This is a genomic window from Pseudomonas sp. 9_2_1, from assembly GCF_059295275.1.
This window is the reverse complement of sequence record NZ_CM181239.1, coordinates 1977888-1996889: the sequence shown is the minus strand read 5'-3', so window position 1 is coordinate 1996889 and position 19002 is coordinate 1977888. Positions and strand designations below refer to the sequence as shown.

Here is a 19002-nt window from a genome sequence, read left to right as displayed (position 1 = left end):
TATCCGCTCCAAGGAGGTCAACCATGGCGCTGCGCACTACGCTGTTGCTTTCCTGCATGACCCTGGCCCTGCTCGGCTGCGCCGGCAACGATCACCCGGCACCACCGACCACCGAGCAGGTCGACCTGCAACGCTACCAGGGCACCTGGTATGAACTGGCCCGACTGCCGATGTTCTTCCAGCGCAACTGCGTGCAGTCCGAGGCACGTTATGGCCTGCGCGAGGACGGGCGCATCGACGTGACCAACCGCTGCAAGGAAAAAGACGGCCAGTGGAACGAAGCCAAGGGCATCGCCGAAGCCCAGCAACCCGGCAAGACCGACAAGCTCTGGGTACGCTTCGACAACTGGTTCAGCCGCCTGGCGCCGGACCTGACCAAGGGTGAATACTGGGTGCTGTACCACGACAAGGACTACCGCGTGGCGCTGGTCGGCCACCCCAACCGCGAATACCTGTGGCTGCTTTCGCGTACCCCCGCCATTACCGATCAGGTACGCGAACAACTGCTGACAATTGCCCAGAAACAGGGCTATGACACCAGCAAGCTGATCTGGCGCAAGGAAGGCTAGCTTGGCGTCGACGACGTTGAGCAATCAGGCTAAGGTGTGCGCCCCGTATCGCCTCGAAGGAACGAGCCCGTTGATCACCTGCCACGTCAAATACCTCGTCGACCCTTACCAGTTGCCCGCCTTCGAGGCCTATTCACGGCTGTGGATGGGCCTTGTCACGCGCATGGGCGGCAAGCATCACGGCTACTTCCTGCCCGCCGAAGGCGCCAACAACGTCGCCTATTGCCTGTTCAGCTTCCCCAGCCTCGCCGCCTACGAGCAGTACCGCAAACAGGCCGAAACCGACCCGCAGTGCATCGCCGCAGTAGCCATGGCAACCGAGCAGCGTTTCATCCTCAGCTACGAGCGCAGCTTCCTCAAGCCGCTGTTGGAACCACGCATCCGCTCGCTGGCACTGTGTGTCTTTCATCACCAGGGCAAGATCCTGGTCAACGTCTTCGATGACCCGGCCAGTGGCCAGACGCTGTGCCGCCCGCTGGGTGGCGGTATCGAATTCGGTGAACCGGGTCGTGACGCCATCGCTCGCGAAATCCGCGAAGAACTGGACCAGCCAATCAGTGATGTGCGCCTGCTAGGCACCCTGGAGAGCCTGTTCACCTATGCCGGCACGCCGGGGCATGAGATCGTGCAGGTGTACGATGCGCGCTTCGACGACGCCAGCCTGTACCAGCAAGCCTGGCTGAATGGCCACGAGTCCAACGGCAGCCCGTTCCGCGCCCGCTGGTGTGACAGCGCCGATTTCGACCGCATCGGCCCGCTGGTACCAGAGGGGCTGCAGGCGTTGCTGCGCGACTTGTCGCTGCTGGCCTGAAACAAGGAGCCAGACCATGGATCTGCTGTTCCTGGGCACCTCCGCCGGGGTCCCCACCAAGGCAAGGAATGTCAGCGCCACGGCGCTGATCGAAACCAGCGGCAGCCACTGGTACCTGGTCGACTGCGGCGAAGGCACGCAGCATCGGCTGCTGCACACGCCGCTGTCGATCCGCGACTTGCGGGCGATCTTCATCACCCATGTGCACGGCGACCACTGCTTCGGCCTACCCGGTTTGCTGGCGAGCGCCGGCATGAGCGGCCGTACCCAGCCGCTGGAGCTGATCTTGCCCGCCGCGCTGCACGACTGGGTGCGCCAGGGCCTGGTGGCCAGCGACACTTTTCTACCGTTCGAACTGCGGCTGCTGGCAGTGGAAGAGCTGGTCCAGTGGCGCAGCGAAGCCGTGCAGGTGACCAGCGTGCAGTTGTCGCACCGGGTGCCGAGCGTCGGCTTCGTGTTCACCGAACTCAACCCCGAGCCGCGGCTGGACGTCCAGCTGCTGGCGGCCGAGGGCATACCGCGCGGCCCGCTATGGGGCGATCTGGCCAAGGGGCTGGCGGTGCAGCATGACGGGCAGTTGCTGCACGGCAGCGACTACTTGCGCGCGTCCCGCCCGGCGCGGCGGGTGATCGTGTGCGGAGACAACGACAACCCGGAACTGCTGGCGGACGCCGCCAACGGTGCGGATGTGCTGGTGCATGAAGCGACGTTCACCCAGGCGGTGGTGGAGCGCACCGGCGTCACCTTCGGCCACAGCACTGCTGCTGCAGTGGCACGCTTTGCCGAGAATGTCGGCGTGCGCAACCTGGTGCTGACGCACTTCAGCGCCCGCTACCAGGGCGACCCACGGCGCACGCCGAACATCGACAACGTGCGCGATGAAGCGCTTGCGCAGTACAGCGGGAAATTGATATTGGCGCAGGACCTGCAGCGCTTCCGCATTGGGCGCGATGGGAGCCTGGAACCGGTTGGGTGCCATGGGGAACGGGTTTAGGCTGACAGGTGCTTGCCACAAAATATTCAGCGCCTGTCAGCCCTGATGCGATCCCTATGAGAGCGCCCAGGCGACATCCCTGCCTACGCCGCCAATCTCCCCCTGGCAATCGCCTCCGAAGCCGCCAGCATCGCCCGCAGCAACACCGCACAACCCGCCGCCAGGTCGTCAGGCGTGGCGTTCTCGATCTCGTTGTGGCTGATGCCATTCTCGCACGGCACAAAAATCATCCCCGCCGGCCCCAGCTCGGCCAGGAAGATCGCGTCATGCCCCGCCCCACTGACAATGTCCATGTGTGGCAAGCCCAGCGCCTGCGCCGAATCGCGCACGGCATCGACGCAGCCTTTGTCGAAGTACAGCGCCGGGAAGTCGGCTGTGGGTACCAGCTCGTAGCCAAGGCCATGTTTGGCACAAGTCGCCTCGATTACCCCGCGCACCTCGGCAATCATCGCATTCAGCTGCTCGCCCTCAAGATGCCGGAAGTCCAGGGTCATGCGCACTTCACCGGGGATCACGTTACGCGAGCCCGGGTAGGCCTGCAGGCAGCCCACCGTGCCACAGGCATGCGGCTGATGGGCGTGTGCGGTACGGTTGACGGCTTCGACGACGGCGGCTGCACCGACCAGGGCATCCTTGCGCAGATGCATGGGCGTAGGGCCGGCATGGGCTTCGACGCCGCGCAGGGTCAGGTCGAACCACTTCTGGCCCAGGGCGCCGAGGACCACGCCGATGGTCTTGGCCTGGTCTTCGAGGATCGGCCCCTGCTCGATATGCGCTTCAAAATAGGCCCCCACCGGATGGCCCAGCACGGCACGCGAACCGGCGTAGCCGATGGCGTTCAACGCTTCGCCGACGCTGACGCCCTGAGCATCGCGCTTGGCCAGGGTTTCCTCTAGGGTGAACTTGCCGGCGAATACCCCTGAACCCATCATGCAGGGGGCGAAGCGCGAACCTTCTTCGTTGGTCCATACCACCACTTCCAGCGGTGCCTCGGTTTCCAGGCCCAGGTCGTTGAGGGTGCGAATCACCTCCAACCCGGCCATCACGCCGAAGCAGCCGTCGAACTTGCCGCCGGTAGGCTGGGTGTCGATATGGCTGCCGGTCATCACCGGGGGCAGCTTGGGGTTGCGACCCGAGCGGCGGGCGAAGATGTTGCCGACGGCGTCGACGCTGACCGTGCATCCAGCCGCTTTGCACCATTGTACAAACAGGTCGCGGGCCTGGCGGTCGAGGTCGGTCAGGGCCAGGCGGCAGACGCCGCCCTTGGCGGTGGCACCGAGGCGGGCCAGGTCCATCAGCGATTGCCACAGGCGGTCGCTGTCGATGTGGTGGACGGTGGTCTTGAGGATGTCTTGGACTGGGGTCACAGGTTTCTCCTTCAGGCTTTTTTGTTGTCTGTACCGGCCCTATCGCCGGCAAGCCAGCTCCCACAGGATCACCACAGGTTCGAGTGCGGCGCAGTAGGTGGGAGCTGGCTTGCTGGCGATGGGGCCAGCGTGGTCTCAGGGTAAAGGCTTGGCCAGCCGTGCCGGGCTGCGCGCCGCCCAGCTGGCAAACACGTAATACAACGCCCCGCCCAGCAACGAGCCGGTGAACCAGCCGTAGTCGTAGAACCAGCTGAAACTGCTGTTGCCGATGGCCATCACGGTAAGCGCCACGGGCACCCCGAATGCCGCGAAGCCTGCCCAGTTCCACGCCGGGTACACGTCGTCGCGGTACAGCCCGGCCAGGTCCAGCTTCTGCCGGCGGATCAGGAAGTAGTCCACCACCATGATCCCGGCAATCGGCCCGAGCAGGCTGGAGTAGCCCAGCAACCAGTTGGAGTACACGCTTTCCAGGCTCAGGTCGGACACGATGAGGCCCAGCTTTTTCAGCAGCTCATGGCCCATCAGCGCCAGGCCGATGAAGCCGGTCAGCCACACGGCGCGGCTGCGCCCGATCAGGCGGGGGGCGATGTTCTGGAAGTCGTTGGTCGGCGACACGATGTTCGCCGCGGTATTGGTCGACAGCGTGGCGATCACGATCAACGCCATCGCCAGGGCCACCCAGAACGGGCTGTGGATCTTGCCGATCAGGCTGACCGGGTCGGACACCGTTTCGCCCACCAGTGACGCCGAGGCGGCGGTGAGCACCACGCCCAGCGAGGCAAACAGAAACATGGTCAGTGGCAGGCCGAAGATCTGCCCGAGAATCTGGTCCTTCTGGCTGCGAGCGTAGCGGCTGAAGTCGGGGATGTTCAACGACAATGTGGCCCAGAAGCCGACCATGGCGGTAAGCCCGGCGCAGAAATAACTGACCACGCTGGCCCCTTCCGGGCGCTTGGGCGGCTGCGCCAGCAGTTCGGTCATCGACATGTGCGGCACGGCCCAGAACAGCAAGCCGACGCCCACCGCTACCAGCAACGGTGCCGACAGCGTTTCGAGCCACTTGATCGACTCGGCGCCGCGCAACACCACCCACAGGTTCAGGCACCAGAAAATCATGAAGCCAATCACCTCGCCGGTCCCGCCCAAGGCCCTCCAGCCCTCGAACACCGAGCCGAGAAACAGGTGGATGGCCAGCCCGCCGAACATCGTCTGAATGCCGAACCAGCCGCACGCGACCACCGCACGGATCAGGCATGGCACGTTGGAGCCGAGGATGCCGAACGACGAGCGCAGCAGCACCGGGAACGGGATGCCGTACTTGGTGCCGGGAAAGGCATTGAGTGTAAGCGGCACCAGCACGATGACGTTGGCCAGCAGAATCGCCAGCAGGGCCTCGCCGACACTGAGGCCGAAATAGGCCGTGAGCACACCACCCAGGGTGTAGGTGGGCACGCAAATGGACATGCCCACCCACAGCGCGGTGATGTGCCATTTGTTCCAGGTGCGCTGATGCACCTTGGTCGGTGCGATGTCGTGGTTGTAGCGCGGGCTGTCGAGGACATCACTGCCCTCGGACAGCTCGAACAGGCCATTCTGCTCGACCACTTGCGATCTGCTCTGTTGCATGGGCCCTTCTCCAGATTTCTTGTAGTTGTTTGCTCATCGGGCGGATTCGATGGCCGGAGTACACACGCTGAATGTGCTTGAAAATTTCGACCAAATTCCCATCTTGTCAAGTTAGTCAAAATTCCTGAAAGCCCCGCGCTAGGCGCGTTATTTAAATTTACTTCTTTATTTTCAATAACTTAAAAACCACAAAATTAGTATGAAAATTTTCTTGCTGAATCCAGAATCAGCATCTAGCCTCGAATCTTGTCAGGACTGACAGGATTAATCGCCCTGCCCGCCCTGCACCCGGAAAATTCCAAGAACCGGCCAAGAGACCGGTCAGCCTGCGAGGAAAACGGCATGTCCCTGTTGATCCGTGGCGCCACCGTGGTTACCCACGAAGAAAGCTACTCCGCCGATGTGCTGTGTACCGATGGCCTGATCCGCGCCATTGGTCAAAACCTGGAAGCGCCCACCGACTGCGAGATACTCGACGGCAGCGGGCAGTACCTGATGCCCGGCGGCATCGACCCGCACACCCACATGCAGTTACCCTTCATGGGCACCGTCGCCAGCGAGGACTTTTTCAGTGGCACCGCTGCTGGCCTGGCCGGTGGCACCACGTCGATCATCGACTTCGTCATCCCCAACCCGCAGCAGTCACTGCTGGAGGCCTTCCACACCTGGCGTGGCTGGGCGCAGAAAAGCGCATGCGATTACGGCTTCCACGTCGCCATCACCTGGTGGAGCGAGCAGGTGGCCGAAGAAATGGGCGAGCTGGTGGCCCAGCATGGGGTGAACAGCTTCAAGCACTTCATGGCCTACAAGAACGCGATCATGGCCGCCGACGACACCCTGGTGGCCAGCTTCGAGCGCTGCCTGCAGCTGGGCGCGGTGCCCACCGTGCATGCCGAGAACGGCGAGCTGGTGTATCACCTGCAGAAAAAACTGCTGGCCCAAGGCCTGACCGGTCCCGAGGCACACCCCCTGTCACGCCCCTCGCAGGTGGAAGGCGAAGCGGCCAGCCGCGCCATCCGCATTGCCGAAACCATTGGCACGCCACTGTATGTGGTGCACATTTCCAGCCGTGAAGCGCTGGACGAAATCACCTATGCCCGGGCCAAGGGCCAGCCGGTGTACGGCGAGGTGCTGCCCGGCCACCTGCTGCTGGATGACAGCGTCTACCGCGACCCGGACTGGGCCACCGCCGCCGGTTACGTGATGAGCCCGCCGTTCCGCCCACGCGAGCACCAGGAGGCGCTGTGGCGCGGGCTGCAATCGGGCAACCTGCACACCACCGCCACCGACCACTGCTGCTTCTGCGCCGAGCAGAAGGCCATGGGCCGTGACGACTTCAGCCGCATCCCCAACGGCACCGCCGGCATCGAAGACCGCATGGCGGTGCTGTGGGACGCGGGCGTCAACAGCGGGCGCCTGTCGATGCATGAATTCGTCGCGCTGACCTCCACCAATACGGCAAAAATCTTCAACCTGTTCCCGCGCAAAGGCGCCATTCGCGTTGGCGCCGATGCCGACCTGGTGCTGTGGGACCCGCAGGGCACGCGCACCATCTCGGCCCAGACCCACCATCAGCGGGTGGACTTCAACATCTTCGAAGGCCGCACCGTGCGCGGCGTCCCCAGCCACACCATCAGCCAGGGCAAGGTGCTCTGGGCCGATGGCGACCTGCGCGCCGAGCCGGGCGCGGGGCGGTATGTGCAGCGGCCGGCGTACCCGTCGGTGTATGAGGTACTGGGGCGCAGGGCCGAGCAACAGCGGCCGACGCCTGTGCAGCGTTAAGGCGCCCGGGGCTGCTGCGCAGCCCATCGCCGCGGTTCGTCGCCACGACAAGCCAGCTCCCACCTCGACCGCGCGGCTTTGACGGTCGGTGGAGTACCTGTGGGAGCCGGCTTGCCGGCGATTGGGGCGCAAAGCGCCCCCATTCCAAGCCAACTATAAGAAAGAGAGGCTCCAACCGTGATCGACGCCCTGAACCACTTGCCGCGCCCCCGGGCCGGCGCCGACCAGCTGGCCGAGCGCTTCAGCGACCTGGCCCCACCCCTGACCGCCCGCCAGGCCGCCGTCGAAAGCGCACGCTGCCTGTACTGCTACGACGCCCCTTGCGTCAACGCGTGCCCCAGCGACATCGACATCCCGTCGTTCATCCACCGCATCAGCGACGAAAACCTGCAAGGCGCCGCCGAACGCATCCTCTCCGCCAACATCCTCGGCGGCAGCTGCGCCCGCGTCTGCCCCACCGAAATCCTCTGCGAGCAAGCCTGCGTGCGCAATAACGCCCAGGAATGCGCACCGGTGCTGATCGGCCAGTTGCAGCGCTACGCGCTGGACAACGCCCAGTTCAGCGAACACCCATTCCAGCGCTCGCCGGCCACCGGCAAGCGCATCGCCGTGGTCGGTGCCGGCCCTGCCGGGCTGTCCTGCGCCCATCGCCTGGCCATGCACGGGCATGAGGTGGTGGTGTTCGAGGCCTGCGACAAGGCCGGTGGCCTGAACGAGTACGGCATCGCCCGCTATAAGCTGGTGGATGACTACGCTCAGCGTGAAGTGGAATTCCTGCTGGGGATTGGCGGTATCGAGATCCGCCATGGCCAGCGTCTGGGGGGCAACCTGAGCCTTGGCGAACTGCGCGATCAGTATGACGCGGTGTTCCTCGGCCTGGGCTTGAATGCCGTACGCCAATTGGGCCTGCCAGATGAAGAAGCCCCCGGCCTGCTTGCCGCGACCGACTACATCCGCGAACTGCGCCAGGCCGATGACCTCAGCCAGCTGCCGCTGGCCGACCGCTGCCTGGTGATCGGCGCCGGCAATACAGCGATCGACATGGCCGTGCAGATGAGCCGCCTGGGTGCCCGCGACGTCAACCTGGTGTACCGGCGCGGTATCGCCGACATGGGCGCCACGGGCCACGAGCAGGACATCGCCAAGGCCAACCAGGTGCGCCTGCACACCTGGGCCCGCCCCGACGCCGTGCTGCTGGACGACAGCGGCAAGGTGCGCGGCATGCGCTTTGCCCGCACGGCGCTTGCCGATGGCCGCCTGCGCGACACTGGCGAAACCTTCGAGCTGGGCGCCGATGCCATCTTCAAGGCCATCGGCCAACGCTTTGACGATGCCAGCCTCGCCGACCCGGTAGCCGCGCAACTGGCCCGCGAGGGGGAGCGTATTCGCGTTGATGAAGGGATGCAGACCAGCCTGCCGGGTGTGTATGCCGGGGGCGACTGCACCGCCCTGGGCCAGGACCTTACCGTGCAGGCCGTGCAACACGGCAAGCTGGCCGCCGAAGCCATGCATGCCCAACTCATGCTCAACGTGGAGGCTGCATAAATGGCCGACTTGTCTATCGTATTCGCCGGCATCAAGGCGCCCAACCCGTTCTGGCTGGCCTCCGCACCGCCCACCGACAAGGCCTACAATGTGGTCCGCGCGTTCGAGGCGGGCTGGGGCGGTGTGGTCTGGAAGACCCTGGGCGAAGACCCGGCGGCGGTCAACGTGTCCTCGCGCTACTCGGCGCACTATGGCGCCAACCGTCAGGTGCAGGGCATCAACAATATCGAGCTGATTACCGACCGCTCGCTGGAAATCAACCTGCGTGAAATCACCCAGGTGAAGAAGGACTGGCCTGACCGTGCGCTGATCGTGTCACTGATGGTGCCGTGCGAAGAGCAATCGTGGAAGTTTATCCTGCCACTGGTGGAAGCCACCGGGGCCGATGGCATCGAGCTGAACTTCGGCTGCCCCCACGGCATGCCGGAGCGCGGGATGGGCGCAGCGGTAGGCCAGGTGCCGGAGTACGTGGAAATGGTCACCCGCTGGTGCAAGACGTATTGCTCGCTGCCGGTGATCGTCAAGCTCACGCCGAACATCACCGATATCCGCCAGTCGGCCCGTGCCGCTCACCGTGGCGGGGCCGATGCGGTGTCGTTGATCAACACCATCAACTCGATTACCAGCGTCGACCTGGACCGCATGGTGGCCCACCCCATCGTCGGCGACCAGAGCACCCACGGCGGTTATTGCGGTTCGGCGGTAAAACCGATTGCGCTGAACATGGTGGCAGAAATCGCTCGCGACCCGGAAACCCGCGGTTTGCCGATTTGCGGCATTGGCGGCATCGGCAACTGGCGTGATGCCGCCGAGTTCATGGCCCTGGGCAGTGGCGCCGTACAGGTATGCACAGCGGCGATGCTGCACGGTTTTCGCATTGTCGAAGACATGAAGGACGGCCTGGCACGTTGGATGGACCAGCATGGGCACCCGAATATCGAGGCGTTCCGCGGTCAGGCAGTGGGGCATACCACGGACTGGAAGTACCTGGACATCAACTACAAGTCCGTGGCGCATATCGACCAGGAGGCCTGCATCGGTTGCGGGCGCTGCCACATTGCCTGTGAAGATACTTCGCACCAGGCGATTGCCAGTACCCTCAAGGCGGACGGTACCCACGCCTATAGCGTGATCGAGGAGGAATGCGTGGGCTGCAACCTGTGCCAGATCACCTGCCCGGTGGAGAGCTGCATCGAGATGGTGGCGCAGGATACCGGCAAGCCGTACCTGAACTGGACCCAGGACCCGCGCAACCCCTATCGCGAGGCCAGTTAAGCGTCTTTGCCTTGAATGGCCTCATCGCCGGCAAGCCAGCTCCCACAGGGATCGCAGCAGGGCTGACAGGTGCGATCCCTGTGGGAGCTGGCCTGCCGGCGATGAGCCGCAACGCGACCCCAATCAGAGCCTCAGGGTTCCAAACCGATCCCCCGCAAAATCACACTGGTCACCGTCTGCATCGCACTCTCGAACGCCATGTCCGACAGCGCCTCGCCACCATTAAGCAGCGTCACCTGGTAGCCAAAGTCAGCGTAATGCTGGGTAGCCGCCCAGATCATGTACAGCAACGCTGACGGCTCAACCGGCAGAATGCGGCCCTCCTCCACCCAGCGGCGGATCTTGGCTTCCTTCAGCTTCGCCCAGGGCACCAGGCTCTCATCAAGGTTCACCCCCAGGACCGGCGCGCCGTGCAGCATCTCTTCGGCCCAGATCTTCGAGCCCAGCGGCCGTGAGCGCGAATGGCCCATCTTGGCCCGGATGTAACTGGTCAGCACTACGCGCGGGTCGTCGAAATTCTCGAAACACAATGCATCCTGCTTCCACACATCCAGCAGGTCTTGCAGCACCGCGCGGAACAGCTCGTCCTTGGTGCTGAAATAGTAATGCAGGTTGGAGCGCGGCAACTCGGCCTGCTCGGCGATATCACCCATCGAAGTGGCGCCGTAGCCCTTGTCGGCGAACACCTTTTCCGCGGCTTGCAGAATCTTCTCGACATTGCGCCGGCGGATTTCGATCTTGTGGTTGGCCATCAGGCTTGAGCCGTCCACACCGCCAGTTCATAACCGTCCGGGTCGATGAAGTGGAAACGCCGGCCACCGGGGAAGGCAAAGGCCGCGCGGCTGATCTTCGCACCTGCGGCCTCGACGCGTTTCTGCGTGGCCTCGAGATCGTCGGCGTAGAGGATGATCAACGGCCCACCCGGCCTTACCGGCTCGCCGGTGGTGAAGCCGCCTGTCAGCCGGCCATCGCCGAATTCGCTGTAGGTAGGCCCGTAGTCGGTGAAAGTCCAGCCGAACACGCTGCCATAGAAGGCCTTGCTCCGTGCGATGTCGCTGACATTGAACTCGATGTTGTCGATCTGCCGGTCAGTACCGCGAATGCCCATGTGTGCTCCGTGCCGAAGGGGTTTGACCTAGTCTACTCCGGTCACTTGAGAGTTTTACATCAGGCGGCATGAAACAACCCGGGGGCCTAATGCCAATCAGTTAAGGCTAGAGGGGCTGCTGCGCAGCCCATCGCCGCGGTTCGTCGCCACGACAAGCCAGCTCCCACCCAGACCGCATCGAGTTCAAGCCATGCGCCGTACTTGTGGGAGCCTGGCTTGCCAGCGATGGGCCGCAAAGCGGCCCCAATTGCTTAACTGACTGGCATTCCCCGGTGGCCAGGCTTTATCGCGAACACCGGCAAAGCCGTTGCCCCACACCGCGTCGCATTCTTCGCGGGTAAACCCGCTCCCACAGGGATCGCGCACGCATTGAGATTTGAGGAGGGGCACTACCCGCAACTGGCCCGGTCGCGCACCGGGCACTGGGCGCGGTGCAGGTTCAGCGCGGTATTGATGATGCCGATATGGCTGAACGCCTGGGGGAAGTTGCCAAGCATGCGCCGACCGGCCGGGTCGTACTGCTCGGCCAGCAGGCCAAGATCGTTGCACAGACCGGTCAGGCGCTGGTACAGCGCCTGCGCCTCGGCCTGGCGGCCAAGCAGTACATACACGTCAGCCAGCCAGAACGAACACACCAGGAAAGTGCCCTCGCCTGGGGTCAGGCCATCGCTGCAGCTGTCGCTGTCGTAGCGCATCAGCAGGCCGTTTTTCAGCAGCCGTTGTTCGATCTGCTCCAGCGTGCGCAAAAAACGCGGGTCGTCCGCCGGCAGGAAACCGGTCAGGGCAATCTGCAACAGGCTGGCATCCATTTCAGTCGAGCCGTAGGCCTGGACGAAGAATTTGCCGCTCGCATCCAGCCCCTGTGTACACACTTCGTTGCGGATCTCGTCGGCCACCTGGCGGTAATGCCGCCCGCGCTCACGGTCCTCCTCGGTGGTGTCGGCCAGCCCGGCGGCGCGGTCGAAGGCGACCCAGGCCATGACCTTGGAATGCACGAACTGCTGGCGACCGCCGCGCACCTCCCAGATACCCTCGTCGGGCTTGCGCCAGATGCTTTCCACATACGGCAGGATCAGCCGCGCAATCGCGGCACTGCGTGGCAGCCGGGGCAAGCCGCCCTTGATCGCCTGGGTCATGGCGTCGGCCAGTTCGCCATAGATGTCCAGTTGCATCTGCCCGGACGCGGCATTGCCCACGCGCACCGGCTGTGAATGTTCGTACCCGGCCAGCCATGGCAGGGTGTACTCCTGCAAATCACGCTCGCCAGCCAGGCCGTACATGATCTGCATCTGTTCGGGGTTGCCAGCCACCGAACGCAGCAGCCATTCACGCCAGGCCTGGGCTTCGTCGAAATAGCCAAGGTTCATGAACGCCAGCAGGGTCATGGTAGCGTCGCGCAGCCAGCAAAAGCGGTAGTCCCAGTTGCGCTCGCCACCCACACGCTCGGGCAGCGAGGTGGTGACGGCGGCGACGATGCCGCCGGTGGGGGCATAGGTCATGGCCTTGAGAGTGAGCAGCGAGCGGCGCACCAGCGCGGTATAAGGCCCTACCTCCGGGCAGCGAGCGGCAAAGGCCTGCCATTGGTCGATGGTTTGCGCCAGGGCTTGATCGCTGTCGCAGTCGGGCTGCACCGGCAGGTGCGAGGGCTGGTGGCGCAGGCTGAAGACTTGCCGCTCGCCAGCACCCACGCGAAAGCGCGCGCCAGTGTGATGGTCGCGAGGCTGGGGTGGGACGGTGCTGCACAGGATCAACCGGTCAGGGCCGGCGACGGCGCTGAGGCTCAGTGGCTCCAACCGTTCCACCCACGGCACGCTGCGCCCGTAGTCGAAGCGCATCACCAGGTCCATTTCAAAGTTGGTTTCACCCGAGAGGCCCTCGACGATGCGCACCACCGAATTGGCTTCGCCCAACGGCATGAAGTCGAGCACCCGCGCGCGGCCGGTGGCAGTGACCCAGGTGGTTTCCAGTACCAGGGTGTCGTCCAGGTATTGCCGGCTGCTGTGTTCGACCGGGTCGCAGGGGGCCAGGCGCCAGCGGCCGTTTTCTTCGTTGCCCAGCAGGGCGGCGAATACTGCAGGTGCGTCGAAGCGTGGCAGGCACAGCCAGTCGAGCGAGCCATCGCGGCTGACCAGGGCGGCGCTGCGGCAGTTGCCCAGCAGTGCGTAATCTTCGATATGGGCGGGCATTGGGTCTCCTTTCATTGGTTGCCTGTCCCGGCCTCTTCGCGGGTAAACCCGCTCCCACAGGATCACTACTGGATCTGAAATGCGCAGTACCCGTGGGAGCGGGTTTACCCGCGAAGAGGCCAGCACAGGCACTGCAAAACGCTCATCCCAACCGATGCCATTCGCGCTTGTCCCGCGTCAGCAGCTCATGGCCAGCCTCGGGCCCATCTTGACCGGCCGGATATTCATGCACCTCGCCATCCTTGGCCCAGGCATCAAGAAACGGCTGCACCGCACGCCAGCCGTTCTCGATGTTGTCGGCGCGCTGGAACAGAGTCTGGTCCCCGGTCAGGCAGTCGTAGATCAGTGTTTCGTAGCCAGTCGCCGGGGTCATTTTGAAGAAGTCCTTATAGGCGAAGCCCAGCTCGACATTCTCCATTACCAGCTCTGGCCCAGGGCGCTTGGCCTGCAAGTCGAACCACATGCCTTCATTGGGCTGGATCTGGATTTTCAGGTAGTTGGGCTTGGGCCGTTCCAGCTCCGATTCGCGAAACTGCGCATACGGCGCAGGCTTGAAGCAGATGGCGATCTCGGTGTCACGTACGCTCATGCGCTTGCCGGTGCGCAAATAGAACGGCACGCCGGCCCAGCGCCAATTGTCGATCATCACCTTCAGCGCCACATAGGTCTCGGTCTGGCTATCTTCGGCCACGTTGGCTTCCTGGCGATAACCCGGCAACCGCTTGCGGCCCTGTTTGCCCACGGTGTATTGGCCGCGCACCGAATTCTTGAGCGCCATCTTTGCCGACCAGGGGCGAATTGCACCGATCACCTTGGCCTTTTCCCCACGTACCGCATCGGCACCGAACGCCGCCGGCGGTTCCATGGCGACCATCGCCAGCAACTGGAACAGGTGGTTGGGCACCATGTCACGCAGGGCGCCGGTGTTGTCGTAGAACGCCCCGCGGGTTTCGACGCCAACGGTTTCGGCAGCCGTGATCTGCACATGGTCGATGTAGTGGTTGTTCCAGAACGACTCGAACAGGCCGTTGGAGAAACGGCTGACCAGAATGTTCTGCACCGTCTCCTTGCCCAGGTAATGGTCGATGCGGTAGATCTGCCGCTCGCCCATCACCTTCAACAGGCAGGCATTGAGCGCCTCGGCACTGGCCAGGTCGGTGCCGAACGGTTTTTCCACCACGACACGACGAAAGCCGCCGCCGGACTCGTCCAGCAGGCCGGCCTCACCCAGGCGCTGGGCAACTTCCGGGAAGAACCGCGGCGACGTTGCCAGGTAGAAGATGGCATTGCCATGGCTGGTCTTGTCGATGCGCTTGCCGATGGCCTGGTAAGTGGCCGGGTCCAGGAAGTCGCCGGTCTGGTAGTCCAGGCACTTGGCCAGGCGTGACCACAGTTTCTCATCCAGGCACTTGGCTGCCCCCTCGCCCCCCTTGTCGCGCTCGGCCATGAAACTGTGCAGCCGCCCGGCAAAGTCCTCGGCACTGGCCGGGTTGTGGTCGACGCCGACGATGCGCAGGTTGCGGTCCAGCAAGCCGTCGCGGCTGAGGTTGTAAAGCGCCGGCATCAGCAGGCGCTTTACCAGGTCGCCATTGGCGCCAAACAGGAACAGGGTACAAGCGGGTGCAGCCGGTATGGTCTGTTTAGTCATTCGCCTTTCTTCTCGACGTGGCCACCGAAGCCCAGGCGCATGGCCGAGAGAATCTTGTCACCATAGGTGCCCTGCTGCTGGCGCGAGCGGAACCGCGCGAACAGTGCGCTGGACAGCACCGGCACAGGCACCGCCTGCTCGACGGCAGCGTCGATGGTCCAGCGGCCTTCGCCACTGTCGGACACCGAGCCACTGAACTGCGACAGCTGCGGGTCGGCCGCCAAGGCATCGGCGGTAAGGTCGAGCAGCCACGAAGTGACCACGCTGCCGCGCCGCCATACTTCGGCAATTTCGCCCACATTCAGGTCGAAGCGCTGGTCTTCCGGCAACTCGTTGCCGCCTTTGCTGCGCAACAGGTCGAAGCCTTCGGCGTAGGCCTGCATCAGGCCGTACTCGATGCCGTTGTGCACCATTTTTACGTAATGCCCGGCGCCCGGTGGGCCGGCGTGGATATAGCCATGTTCGGCACGCTGGTGTTCGCCACTGAGGCCATGGGTGCGTGGAATATCACCCACGCCCGGCGCCAGCGCCTTGAACAGCGGTTCCAGGCGCTCGAATACCTCCTTTTCGCCGCCGATCATCATGCAGTAGCCACGGTCCAGGCCCCAGACACCGCCAGACGTGCCCACGTCCAGATAATGCAGGCCGCGCTTGCCCAGTTCGCTGGCGCGGCGCATGTCGTCCTTGTAGAAGGTGTTGCCGCCGTCGATGATCGCGTCGCCCGGTTCGAGCAGATCGGCCAACTGGGCGATGGTCTGTTCGGTGGGCTCACCCGCCGGCAGCATGACCCACACGGCGCGGGGTGCCTTGAGCTTTTGTACCAGCGCACCGAGGTCGTGCGCGCCCTGCGCGCCTTCGCCCTCCAGCCCGGTAATGGCCTCGCGGTTGCGGTCATGCACCACGGTGCGGTGGCCGGCGCGCATCAGGCGCCTTGCGATATTGCCGCCCATGCGGCCCAGCCCGATGATTCCCAGTTGCATGAGCCCATGCTCCCCTTTTAAATGGATGACGACAGTTAAGCTTTTCAGGTTAGTCCAGCATGCCGCCCGAGGGTTCAGCGACGAATGGCGAGACCACGATAAACAAAAAAGTTCCCAAGACCTGTGAAAGAATTCAGAATGCGCCCCGCGTGAAGCGTCTACGCTTTGATTTGTCACCAGCCAAAACCGCGAGGTGTGCTCATGGGTACTCTGATGCCTGCAACCCCAACCCAGACCCTCTATGTCTCCGTGCGCCGTGATGAGCTGCGTAAGCTGAAGGACGAACGTGACCAGCTGCGTCAGCAGGTCGCCCAGTTGAACCTGATGCTGGCGCAACAGCGCGATGGCGATAAAGCTGTCAGCCTCTGAGCTGTACCTTTCTTCAGTGGGGGCTGTATGGCCTCCACCTTGCCTCCCCCCTTTGTAGCGTTTTCAGGTCCGGCTGCCTGCCGTGATCGGTACATGCAACCAAGCGCTTCGTACTTGTCCTACCCCTGTGCGGGCACGGTCTGATAACGTCCATTGCTCACTCCAGCCAGAATCGGCATCGGGCAGGCTGACTTCGCGGCCTGCAGCGCTATTCGGAGCTGACTGCATGAAACGTATCCCCCTTGGCGTTTCCCTGGCCTTGATTGTCCTTGCGAATCCGGCATTCGCCGCCAGTCAACTGGAGTGTCGCAAGCTCGACGAACGCCAGGTCGTGGCGCTGTTCCAGGAGTGGAACAGCCGCCTGCAAACGGGACAGGCCGAAAAAGTGGCCGATTTATACACGGACCAAGCACTCCTGTTGCCTACCTTGTCAGGTACAGCCCGAAAAGATCGAGCCGCCCACATCGATTACTTCAATCGATTCCTGCGCGACCGCCCTGCAGGCACACTGAATGAAACGCATGTTTACGGGGGCTGTGACCAGGCATCGCTGGCTGGCTTGTATACCTTCACCTTCGCTGCCACCGGCCAGCAACAGGCAGCGCGCTTTACCTTCAACTACCGGTATGTCGATGGCCAATGGCTGATAGCTCACCATCACTCCTCGATTCAGCCCGCGAATTAGTCCCGAACCCTGGTGCATTCACACCGTCGAATGCACCAGATCAGCGCACCAGCAGCCCCTGATCGGGGCGTCGCCCTCCCCCGCTCGAACCGCCGCCGGGCCTGGTTAACATCCGGTTACGCTCGCCAACGTTTGCGTCTATTGCGCACCATAACAATAGTGACCAGTGGGTCACCTTTTTAGCTCTTTCTCTCCTACACTCGGTTTTCGGCCCGCGATTTGCTCAATGGAAGAGTGACGAAAATAAGTCGAACTTTAAGGAAAGGCGGCGGGTCAGCAATTAAGTAGGCCAAACCCATGGGACATTCCCAGGCTCGGCCCACCACCCCAATGAATCCCATCGCTTTCGGCCGGAGTGCCGATCGCGTTGTGTTTGCGCGCACGACCCAGGGGCATGGAACGCAATACGCAGTATTCAGAACCAGAGAGAACCAACACGAGATATCGCCACGGGTGCCAGCACCCGGCCAAGCATAGGGACGGAGAAGAAGTATGATCAGTGCCGCTGTCGAGCCTCACGTAGACACCTTTACCTCGGACAACCGCGAACCAGTCACCCCGGATTTCGCTACGACAGGCATGGCACCCGGCGCTCAGCGCCAGCACAACCCCAACAAGCGCAAAGTGCTGTTCGTAACCTCGGAATTCGCCGACCTGGTAAAAACCGGCGGCCTGGGCGATGTCTCCGCCGCCCTGCCTCGTGCCATGGCCCACTTGCATGATGTGCGCGTACTGATCCCCGGTTACCCGCAAGTGATGGAAAGCGACAACCCCATCCATATCGTCGGGGCGCTGGGCGGGCACGCGGCGCTGCCGCCGTGCAAGATCGGGCGCATGGATCTGCCCGACGGCCTGGTCATCTATGTGCTGATCTGCCCAGAGCTGTACCAGCGGCCGGGTACCCCGTATGCCGCCGACAACGGCCGCGACTGGCCGGACAACCACATCCGTTTCGCCCGCCTTGGCCTGGCAGCTGCCGAGATTGCCGCTGGCGAAGGCATGATCCACTGGAAGCCTGAACTGGTCCACGCCCACGACTGGCCCGCAGGGCTGGCGCCCGCCTACATGCACTGGCGCGGGCTGAGCACGCCGACCCTGTTCACCATTCACAACCTGGCCTACCAGGGTGTGTACAGCCGTGGCTGCAGCCCGGAGCTGGCCATCCCGGACCACGCCATGCAGCAGGAAGGCATGGAGTTCTACGGCAAGCTGTCGTTCCTCAAGGCCGGCCTGGCCTACTCCAGCCACATCACCACGGTAAGCGCTACCTATGCGCAGGAAATCACCACGCCCGAATTCGGCTGCGGCCTGGATGGCTTCCTCTCCAGCAAGGCGCAGCAAGGTTTGCTCGGCGGCATCCCCAACGGCATTGACGAGAGCTGGGACGCGGCCACCGACAAGCACCTGCAGCACAACTTCAGCATGAACGACTGGGCAGGCAAGGCACGCAACACCCAGGAAGTGCGCGAGCTGTTCGATCTCGAACCCTCCGAGGGCCCGCTGTTTGCCGTGGTCTCGCGCTTGGTCTACCAGAAAGGCCTGGACCTGACCTTGGGTGTGGCCGACTACATTGTCGAGCAAGGCGGGCAGATTGCGATCATTGGCCGTGGCGAGCCAGAGGAAGAGCAGGCCATGCGCGAGCTCGCGCTGCGCCACCCCGGCCGCATCGGCGTGCGCATCGGTTTCAACGAAACCGACGCCCGGCGCATGTTCGCCGGTAGCGACTTCCTGTTGATGCCGTCGCGCTACGAGCCCTGTGGCCTCAGCCAGATGTATGCGCAGCGCTTCGGCTCACTGCCGGTGGCGCGCAACACCGGCGGGCTGGCCGACACCATCGAAAACGGCGTCACCGGCTTCCTGTTCGACGAATCCACCGTGGAAAGCTACCGGGAAGCCCTCAGCCGTGCCTTTTATATCTACCAGAAGAAGGACCTGCTCAACGCCATGCGTTGCCTGTCGATGACCCAGCCGTTCAACTGGTGCCAAGCCGTGGAACCCTATGCACGGTTGTACGAGGACCTGGTCAAGCAGGCCCACCTGGCGCATTACTGAGAAAG

16 protein-coding genes and 1 pseudogene are annotated in these 19002 nt (G+C 63.5%); 10 read left to right on the top strand and 7 right to left on the bottom strand.

All coding sequences use genetic code 11. The annotated features are described in order from the left end of the window. Positions 1-23 precede the first annotated feature (23 nt). From AC5O5I_RS08865 to AC5O5I_RS08850, 4 genes and pseudogenes are all read left to right on the top strand, one after another. On the top strand, positions 24-569 hold the full coding sequence (locus AC5O5I_RS08865) for a lipocalin family protein (RefSeq protein ID WP_172224742.1): 546 nt from the start codon (positions 24-26) through the stop codon (positions 567-569). A 70-nt stretch (positions 570-639) separates the two neighbouring features. Continuing rightward, positions 640-939 (top strand): annotated as a pseudogene (locus AC5O5I_RS08860) (NIPSNAP family protein); the annotation flags it as partial. Further along, positions 934-1380 (top strand): NUDIX hydrolase, encoded by a 447-nt coding sequence (locus AC5O5I_RS08855; protein WP_494512746.1) that lies wholly within the window; start codon positions 934-936, stop codon positions 1378-1380. The pseudogene AC5O5I_RS08860 and the gene AC5O5I_RS08855, both read left to right, overlap by 6 nt. 16 nt (positions 1381-1396) lie before the next feature. After that, positions 1397-2374 carry a ribonuclease Z gene (locus AC5O5I_RS08850; protein WP_494512365.1) on the top strand — a complete coding sequence of 326 codons (978 nt, stop codon included), beginning with the start codon at positions 1397-1399 and terminating at the stop codon, positions 2372-2374. Between the two features lie 83 nt (positions 2375-2457). Here AC5O5I_RS08850 and AC5O5I_RS08845 read toward each other — a convergent pair whose 3' ends face one another. Both AC5O5I_RS08845 and AC5O5I_RS08840 read right to left on the bottom strand, forming a co-directional pair. Further along, positions 2458-3741: a Zn-dependent hydrolase gene (locus AC5O5I_RS08845; RefSeq protein ID WP_172287627.1), complete on the bottom strand. Its 1284-nt coding sequence runs from the start codon at positions 3739-3741 to the stop codon at positions 2458-2460. Positions 3742-3876: 135 nt separating this feature from the next. Continuing rightward, positions 3877-5367, bottom strand: coding sequence for an NCS1 family nucleobase:cation symporter-1 (locus AC5O5I_RS08840; protein WP_172224750.1), 1491 nt, complete (start codon positions 5365-5367; stop codon positions 3877-3879). A gap of 342 nt (positions 5368-5709) precedes the next feature. On the opposite strand from AC5O5I_RS08840, the gene hydA reads away from it, so the two are divergent. From hydA to preA, 3 genes are all read left to right on the top strand, one after another. Next, a complete protein-coding gene (gene hydA / locus AC5O5I_RS08835) occupies positions 5710-7149 on the top strand; it encodes a dihydropyrimidinase (RefSeq protein ID WP_172287624.1) in 1440 nt (479 codons plus the stop codon). Positions 7150-7326: 177 nt separating this feature from the next. Further along, entirely contained in the window at positions 7327-8694 is a 1368-nt protein-coding gene (locus AC5O5I_RS08830) for an NAD(P)-dependent oxidoreductase (RefSeq protein ID WP_494512364.1), read from the top strand. Beyond that, entirely contained in the window at positions 8695-9969 is a 1275-nt protein-coding gene (gene preA, locus AC5O5I_RS08825; protein ID WP_172224759.1) for an NAD-dependent dihydropyrimidine dehydrogenase subunit PreA, read from the top strand. A 131-nt stretch (positions 9970-10100) separates the two neighbouring features. Here the strand turns inward: preA and AC5O5I_RS08820 are convergent, their stop codons facing one another. The 5 genes from AC5O5I_RS08820 to gnd all read right to left on the bottom strand — a co-directional run bounded on the left by AC5O5I_RS08820 (position 10101) and on the right by gnd (position 15891). Further along, positions 10101-10721, bottom strand: a complete 621-nt coding sequence (locus tag AC5O5I_RS08820) for a TetR/AcrR family transcriptional regulator (protein ID WP_172224762.1) — start codon at positions 10719-10721, stop codon at positions 10101-10103. Beyond that, the gene (locus AC5O5I_RS08815) at positions 10721-11077 is read right to left on the bottom strand and encodes a VOC family protein (RefSeq protein WP_494512363.1); all 357 of its coding nucleotides are present in this window, start codon (positions 11075-11077) and stop codon (positions 10721-10723) included. The genes AC5O5I_RS08820 and AC5O5I_RS08815 overlap by 1 nt, the downstream gene beginning before the upstream one ends. A 389-nt stretch (positions 11078-11466) precedes the next feature. After that, positions 11467-13263 carry a glycoside hydrolase family 15 protein gene (locus tag AC5O5I_RS08810; protein WP_172224768.1) on the bottom strand — a complete coding sequence of 599 codons (1797 nt, stop codon included), beginning with the start codon at positions 13261-13263 and terminating at the stop codon, positions 11467-11469. A 142-nt stretch (positions 13264-13405) separates the two neighbouring features. Continuing rightward, complete coding sequence (zwf, locus tag AC5O5I_RS08805) at positions 13406-14911, bottom strand: glucose-6-phosphate dehydrogenase (RefSeq protein WP_172224771.1); 1506 nt, start codon at positions 14909-14911, stop codon at positions 13406-13408. After that, the gene (gene gnd, locus AC5O5I_RS08800) at positions 14908-15891 is read right to left on the bottom strand and encodes a phosphogluconate dehydrogenase (NAD(+)-dependent, decarboxylating) (RefSeq protein ID WP_494512362.1); all 984 of its coding nucleotides are present in this window, start codon (positions 15889-15891) and stop codon (positions 14908-14910) included. The genes zwf and gnd overlap by 4 nt, the downstream gene beginning before the upstream one ends. Before the next feature lie 201 nt (positions 15892-16092). On the opposite strand from gnd, the gene AC5O5I_RS08795 reads away from it, so the two are divergent. The 3 genes from AC5O5I_RS08795 to glgA all read left to right on the top strand — a co-directional run bounded on the left by AC5O5I_RS08795 (position 16093) and on the right by glgA (position 18997). Beyond that, positions 16093-16260 carry a DUF6026 family protein gene (locus AC5O5I_RS08795; RefSeq protein WP_172224777.1) on the top strand — a complete coding sequence of 56 codons (168 nt, stop codon included), beginning with the start codon at positions 16093-16095 and terminating at the stop codon, positions 16258-16260. 226 nt (positions 16261-16486) lie between these two features. Continuing rightward, a complete protein-coding gene (locus AC5O5I_RS08790; RefSeq protein WP_494512361.1) occupies positions 16487-16945 on the top strand; it encodes an SgcJ/EcaC family oxidoreductase in 459 nt (152 codons plus the stop codon). Between the two features lie 492 nt (positions 16946-17437). Then, on the top strand, positions 17438-18997 hold the full coding sequence (gene glgA, locus AC5O5I_RS08785) for a glycogen synthase GlgA (protein WP_494512360.1): 1560 nt from the start codon (positions 17438-17440) through the stop codon (positions 18995-18997). Positions 18998-19002: the final 5 nt, after the last annotated feature.